This is a genomic window from Marinicrinis lubricantis, assembly GCF_042658665.1.
Classification (GTDB): domain Bacteria; phylum Bacillota; class Bacilli; order Paenibacillales; family KCTC-33676; genus Marinicrinis; species Marinicrinis lubricantis.
The window spans coordinates 1-6,846 of the sequence record NZ_JBHSQV010000110.1 but is presented as its reverse complement, the minus strand read 5'-3'; the positions used below and the strand labels follow the sequence as shown (position 1 = coordinate 6,846).

The 6,846-nt window shown below is 44.3% G+C and carries 5 protein-coding genes; 1 reads left to right on the top strand and 4 read right to left on the bottom strand.

The annotated features are described in order from the left end of the window. Positions 1-218: 218 nt before the first annotated feature. Positions 219-737, top strand: coding sequence for a PCYCGC motif-containing (lipo)protein (locus ACFPXP_RS08740; RefSeq protein ID WP_379893842.1), 519 nt, complete (start codon positions 219-221; stop codon positions 735-737). Positions 738-817: 80 nt separating this feature from the next. On the opposite strand, the gene ACFPXP_RS08735 is transcribed toward ACFPXP_RS08740, so the two are convergent. From ACFPXP_RS08735 to ACFPXP_RS08720, 4 genes are all read right to left on the bottom strand, one after another. After that, the gene (locus tag ACFPXP_RS08735) at positions 818-1,081 is read right to left on the bottom strand and encodes a YqkE family protein (protein WP_379893841.1); all 264 of its coding nucleotides are present in this window, start codon (positions 1,079-1,081) and stop codon (positions 818-820) included. A 71-nt stretch (positions 1,082-1,152) separates the two neighbouring features. Then, positions 1,153-1,512, bottom strand: coding sequence for a hypothetical protein (locus tag ACFPXP_RS08730; RefSeq protein WP_379893840.1), 360 nt, complete (start codon positions 1,510-1,512; stop codon positions 1,153-1,155). 389 nt (positions 1,513-1,901) lie between these two features. Next, complete coding sequence (gene odhB / locus ACFPXP_RS08725) at positions 1,902-3,158, bottom strand: 2-oxoglutarate dehydrogenase complex dihydrolipoyllysine-residue succinyltransferase (protein ID WP_379893839.1); 1,257 nt, start codon at positions 3,156-3,158, stop codon at positions 1,902-1,904. Between the two features lie 14 nt (positions 3,159-3,172). Further along, a complete protein-coding gene (locus ACFPXP_RS08720; RefSeq protein ID WP_379893838.1) occupies positions 3,173-6,046 on the bottom strand; it encodes a 2-oxoglutarate dehydrogenase E1 component in 2,874 nt (957 codons plus the stop codon). Positions 6,047-6,846: the final 800 nt, after the last annotated feature.

Here is a 6,846-nt window from a genome sequence, read left to right as displayed (position 1 = left end):
TTCTAATTTCAATTCATTTGAATACGTATTATTTTTTCTCGACATAGAAAAATCCCCTTTAAGTAAAATGTTATCTACAGCGTACTGTAGGTTTTTTAACATTGTCTACTTAAAGGGGATAATATCATTTCAGCTTGGGATAGGCTTTTTTTTCATATCAGCGTAGACGTCATATGTTAAAATAGAAAAGCATCTTTAAGTACAAGGAGAAATCGACTATGAAGCCAAAGCTAATCTTCTTTTCTATCCTGAGTCTGCTTGTGCTTTCTGCCTGTGGAAGCAACCCAGGGGAGCAAACCGAAGTACATCATGACATACATACTTCTGCCGGTTCGACTGAACGTATGATACAAATGCCCAATGGCGATATCCGAGAAACTACCGCATCTGTTAAGCAATTACCTTCATTCTTAGATGTGGCCGATGAGCAAATGAAGGCCATTTACCAGCTTGCCGCTAACCATGCCGAAATTCTGCAATGGATTCCGTGCTATTGTGGATGCGGTGAGGCTGCTGGCCATCGCAGCAACTTGAATTGTTTTGTCGCCAGTAAGGAGGAAAATGTAACGCTCATTTGGGATGATCATGGTACACGTTGTCAGGTCTGCCTAGAAACAGCGCTCATTTCAGTTCAATTAGCTGAAAGTGGAAAATCTATCGAAGAAATTCGCAGCCAAATCGAACAAACCTATTCGAGTGGGTTCGCCGCTCCTACACCAACACCTTTGCCGCAATAATCTAAAGGGATGCTTCCAAAAAGCATCCCTTTAGTTTATACGATGTTTCGATTTGACTTTGAGCCGGAACCCACATCCAACTATTTATACTTTTTCCAATCCAGATCACTATTTTTCAATAAATACTCGAAATCGTTCTCCAACCTTTTTTGCTCCGCTATCCGCGCTTCTTCTGCTTCTTTTCGTCGCTGTTCCCTTCGCGTCTCTTCTTCCGCTTTCAGTTGAGCAGCCTGCGCTTTCAACTCCTCCAGTACACCAGGACGTAACATGTCCTTCAGTGTAGCTGGCTTATCCTGGGAAATCGGAGAAGCATGTCGATGTGCGGCTTTCTTTTTCTTTGCCATCTGAATCACCTCTTTTCATTCATCCTGTTCTTCCACGGTTTGGGCATTGGATGGATTGCTTCAAGCCAAAACTATTCCTTTGTGTAACGGCGACGATATTTATTCAATATCTTTTGTATGCTTTCGATTTGCAGGGCTGAAAGTTCTTTTGATATTTCATCCTCTTGCAAAATCGAACCAAGCTGTTGAAACCCGTTCTCAAGTTCATCCCGAAGTACGGCGAAATTCATCGCATATTGTTCCTCGGTTAATGCAGTTCGCTGAACAGAAACATCCGAAGGTTCGTCTTGTCGGACTTCAACGGGCGTAAACGACTTACCTGAACAGCCTGTCGTCCATCCTGCCATCATAAGACTGCTGAGGATGACCATTATCCATCGTTTCAGAGAAAATTCCCTACCGGTCGCTTCATTTCTCATTGCAACTATCATATTACCATGACTACTCCGTGGTTTCCATGGAATGAACCCACCCCTAACTGAGGTTTTAAATGTTGAGCAACTCCTAAGTTTTCAATCCAAACTGTTTCGTAAGTCTAACTTTCTACTGGCATCTTTTTATCTCATTTTCGAAAACCCATTCACTTTTAAGTGCTTAAGTAAGGTTAACTATCCAAATCAATTTCATAATACCTTCAGCAGCTTTAATCAAGACTTGTTGTATCAAACGATTCAATCGATCCATATGTCGTTACAAATTCGGTATTTAGATCATTTATGAAATGGATTGATCTGTTGTGGTAAAAAAAATCATCCGCGATATTTCATCGCGAATGATCATGGAATTGAAAAGTATTAAGAAACCGTAAGCTGTATCTGCATTACCCTTCGAGGAGCAGAGATTCTGGATCTTCGAGAAGCTCTTTCACTTTTACCAAGAACCCAACAGCCTCTGCGCCGTCTACGATTCGATGGTCATAAGATAATGCGATATACATCATTGGACGGTTCTCCATGCGCTCAGCATCGATCGCAACAGGTCTCAGCTGAATTTTATGCATTCCCAAGATTCCGACTTGAGGAGCATTCAAAATTGGAGTAGATAATAGAGAACCGAATACTCCGCCGTTCGTGATCGTGAACGTACCGCCCTGCAGCTCTGCTAAGGACAATGTATTAGATCTTGCCTTATTGGCCAGCGTCAAGATCTCTTTCTCAATTTCTGCAAATCCCAGCTTATTCGCGTCCCGTACTACCGGAACGACGAGACCTTCTTTCGCAGATACTGCAATTCCAATGTCATAAAATTTCTTAACAAGAATATCGTCCCCGTCAATTTCGGCATTAAGCAGTGGATATGTTTTCAACGCACCGACGACTGCCTTTGTGAAGAAGGACATGAAGCCTAGATTTACATCGTATTTTTCCTTGAATGCATCTTTGCGGCGCTTACGGACATCAAGAATCGCAGTCATATCGACTTCGTTAAATGTCGTTAGCATGGCAGCAGTGTGTTGCGCTTGGACCAAACGATTCGCAATCGTTTGACGACGTCTGGACATGCGACGGCGTTCTACAGGCTTGGCACTTGCCTCAGAGCTAGTTTCGAAAATAATACCTTGCTGAGGTGCGCTTGGTACAGGACTTGGCGCAGAAGAAACTGCAGCTGCATGAGATTTAACATCTTCTTGATTCACTCTGCCGAAAGGATCTCTAGAAGGAACTTCTCTGAGATCAATCCCTTTCTCACGAGCGTATTTTCTGGCTGCCGGTGTAGCCAACACATCCGAGGATACAACTGCAGCCGGAGCCGCAGGACTCGTCGCCGGCTGCTCAGCAGGAACAGAAGGTGCCTCTGCGGCAGATTGTTTCTCCGTAATGATTTGCGGAGCAGCAGCTGTATCTGCTGCTCCAATAACCGCAATGACTTCTCCAACTAATACGTTATCTCCTTCAGCGCGAACCAGCTTCTGTACGACTCCGCTCTCTTCCGCACTGATTTCCAAATTCACCTTATCTGTTTCAAGCTCAGCGAGCACATCTCCCTGATTTACGGAATCTCCTTCCTTAACAATCCATTTCACCAATGTGCCTTCAGATATCGATTCTCCCAATTCTGGTACTTTGATTTCAGCCATTGCCGCTTCCTCCCCTATGAATTAGTTACGAACGAATTGTGCTTTAAGGCTGATGTCAAGATGAGCTGCTGCTCCATACTATGAACATCTGAAAATCCGGTTGCTGTACTGGATCGCTCAGGTCGACCTACATAGAATACATTCGCTCCATCGGGAGCTACAGAACGAAGACGCGGTTCCATATAACTCCATGCACCCATATTTTTCGGTTCTTCCTGTACCCACACAATTTCTCTAGTTTGTTTATATCGTTTTAAAACTTCTCTAATTTCCTCTTCCGGGAACGGATACAGCTGCTCTACTCGAATAATGTGCAGCCAATCCCACGATTTTTCTTGATCTGACTCAATCTCGGCTTCAAGATCCAAAGCCACTTTTCCGCTGCACAAGACAATCCGTTCAACCTTTTCCGGTTTCGAACCAAGCAGCGGTTCTTCCAACACCGGACGGAATGCACCTTCGCTGAATTCAGAAGCGTCAGATGCTGAACGCGGATTACGAATCAAGCTCTTCGGAGACATCATCACCAATGGACGAGCATGCTCCGTTCCACCGATCGAAGCTTGGCGTCTGAGCAGATGGAAGTATTGAGACGCGGTTGTTAAATTTGCGACCATCCAGTTGTCCTCGGCAGAAAGCTGCAAAAATCTTTCGAGTCTGGCACTGGAATGCTCTGGCCCCTGACCTTCATATCCATGAGGGAGCAGCATTACTAAACTAGAATTTTGATGCCATTTCGCTCGGCCTGCTGAAATAAATTGGTCAAAAATGACCTGAGCCGCATTAGCAAAATCACCGAACTGTGCTTCCCAGATGACAAGCGTCTCCGGAGCGAAAACGTTATATCCATATTCGTAGCCGAGCACGGATTCCTCAGACAGCGGGCTGTTATGGATTGCAAAGGAAGCCTTCGCTTGAGGCAGCCTGTGCAGCGGCGAATATTTTTTGCCCGTTTCGTAATCGTGCAGCATGAGATGACGGTGAGCGAATGTTCCACGCTCAGAATCCTGACCGCTGATGCGAATTGGCGTACCATCGGCTAAAATGGTCGCAAAGGCGAGTGCCTCTCCGAGTGCCCAATCCACTTTCTCACCCGGCTCCAATGCGGTCGCACGGCGCTGCAAAATCCGCTGCAGCTTCGGATAAACCTTGAAGGAATCAGGGTATTTAAGCATATTCGTATTGATTTCTTTCAGCGTATTTGCGGATACAGACGTCGTAATCTTCAATGGTTGGATTGATGCTTTCCCCTTGCTCTTCTTACCCCGACTTTCCCGATCCTGTGCTTCTTTCATCTGCTCATATGCAGATTGAAGCTTTTGCGTGACAGCATCGTTCAATTGCTTCCATTTCTCTTCAGTAATGATCCCCTGGCGCTTCAATTGATCGGAATACAGCACATCAACTGTAGGATGTTTCTTTACTTTGCTGTACACCAGCGGTTGCGTAGCTTCTGGATCATCCATCTCGTTGTGCCCATGTCTGCGATATCCGATTAAATCAATCAGGAAATCTTTCTTGAAGGTATTACGGTATGCACAAGCCATTCTTACAGCCGTGATGCAAGCTTCCGGATCATCCGCATTAACATGGACAATCGGGATTTCAAAACCTTTGGCTAAATCGCTCGCATAATGTGTAGACCGAGAATCTTCACTATTCGTGGTAAACCCAAGCCGGTTGTTAACGATGATATGAATCGTACCACCGTTTTGATAGCCGTTAAGTTTATTGAAGTTTAATGTCTCGGCGACAACGCCTTCTCCCGGAAACGCCGCGTCACCATGCATTATGACGGTAGCAGCCTTATTAATGTCCTGCTTAGGAAATCCGGCATGCTTGCGATCTTCTTGCGCTGCTCTAGTGAATCCTTCAACAATTGGATTGACATATTCCAAGTGGCTCGGGTTATTCGCAAGAACGACCCTGGTCTCAATTGCCTCGCCATGCTTAACAGAGCGATTAGCACCAAGATGGTACTTCACATCGCCCGTCCAGCCAATTCCCATCGATCCTTCGGAAAGACCGAATTCTTTATTCGGTGAATGGTGGAACTCTGAAAAGATCGCATCATATGGCTTATCTAGCACATGAGCAAGAACATTCAAGCGTCCGCGGTGTGCCATACCCATTAAAATATATTCAGCGCCGCCATTGCCCAGCAGACGCACAATTTCATCCAGCATCGGAACTAAAACATCATTTCCCTCAATCGAAAATCGCTTTTGTCCAGCAAAAGTACGATGAAGAAACTGTTCGAATTGCTCTACTTCAATCAATCTATTTAATAATGCCACTCTTTCCTCGGCGGTTAGCGATGCCGGCCATTCAGAGGACTCTGCGTAAAGATTCAACCAATCCCGCTCTTTGTCATCATGCACATGACTAAATTCATAAGCGATCGTACGAGTGTAAATTTGCCGTAACCGCTGCACTACATCCCAGCCTGTGCGAACATCAGAAGGCGTGTTCTCCCACAATAAGGATGCTGGCATAGCTTCGAGGTCTGCTTTACTCAGCTTGTAGGTTTCCGGATTGAACAGATACGTATCCGTCTTAGGTGAAAGACCGAGTGGATCGATATCTGCTTTCAGATGACCATACGTCCGAATATTGTTGATCAGCTTCACCGCATCCACAACCTTCTTTAATATGCGGCTGTCAAGTGCGGCGGTTGGTGCTTTGACCTCTGCATATGTTTGAGGCTGAGAAGAACCTGCGGCTTCAGGTGAACTCGGTTGGCCATAACGCGCGAACAATTCCCTGAAAGCCGGTTCAACGGACTCGGGGTCGTTTGCAAATTTCTCATACTGCTCTTGAATATAACCTAAGTTTGGACCGTAGTAATTGGCCCAGATCCAACGCTTATGTGCGTCTTCAGCGGACATGATGATTTCCTCCTATACTCATTTTGCAAAGATGGCTGCTCATATTGCAGGAAAAAGCCAGCTTTAACCGTAAGTGAGTTCATGGTTCTGACTCTAAACTATACCATAATTGTCCATCCAACCTAAAATATCACATGTGTGCGTTTACAATATGCGTTTATATGACATTTTTCGTACACTTTGGTGTCTAAATTGTAAAAGCCTTTGCTTAGCTCTATTGTGTTATTAATTTTATCTGGAATCAATTCAATTTTCCGATGAAACCGTTCTCGATTTTAGTTTGAAAACGTTTCTCATTTCATAATTATGGTCTATTTTCCGTTTATTTATCCAGTTTTTCGTTTGAATCTGGCAGTCAAGTGGCCGGGTTTTCAAGGTACTCTTTCCTCCTCTTCCCCCGCCATGAATGTTTACACACAACCTTTTTCATAGCCTTGAGAATTTTTATTCTTTCAAGAATATTGATTCATCCCTACCCGTAGTCAACTGCCATAAATCGACAAGTCTGACTCGCCTCCTACATTAAAATATGAACAGCGAATCTCTGCTGCACTTTGCCCATTTTCATTCACACTTCAAATTGTGCGAAATATTCATTCTTCTTCAGCACAATTTTTGTTACATTATGCTGCTCATCTCCTCACTGCGATATGAAATATTGTTATACTATTTGTATATGAGCATTTTGCATAATTCCGTTTTTGAGAAATACGCAACAGAATTCCAGGTCCAGTTGAACCCCTATTTCGACTTAGTTGACTTGAATGGCAAAAAATGGGCAGACCTGCAGAATTTCTGGT

Excerpts from the sequence above, each read along its gene's own strand:
- ACFPXP_RS08740 (WP_379893842.1), top strand. The coding sequence starts at position 219 with ATGAAGCCAAAGCTAATCTTCTTTTCTATCCTGAGTCTGCTTGTGCTT.
- ACFPXP_RS08735 (WP_379893841.1), bottom strand. The coding sequence starts at position 1,081 with ATGGCAAAGAAAAAGAAAGCCGCACATCGACATGCTTCTCCGATTTCC.
- ACFPXP_RS08730 (WP_379893840.1), bottom strand. The coding sequence starts at position 1,512 with ATGATAGTTGCAATGAGAAATGAAGCGACCGGTAGGGAATTTTCTCTG.
- odhB (WP_379893839.1), bottom strand. The coding sequence starts at position 3,158 with ATGGCTGAAATCAAAGTACCAGAATTGGGAGAATCGATATCTGAAGGC.
- ACFPXP_RS08720 (WP_379893838.1), bottom strand. The coding sequence starts at position 6,046 with ATGTCCGCTGAAGACGCACATAAGCGTTGGATCTGGGCCAATTACTAC.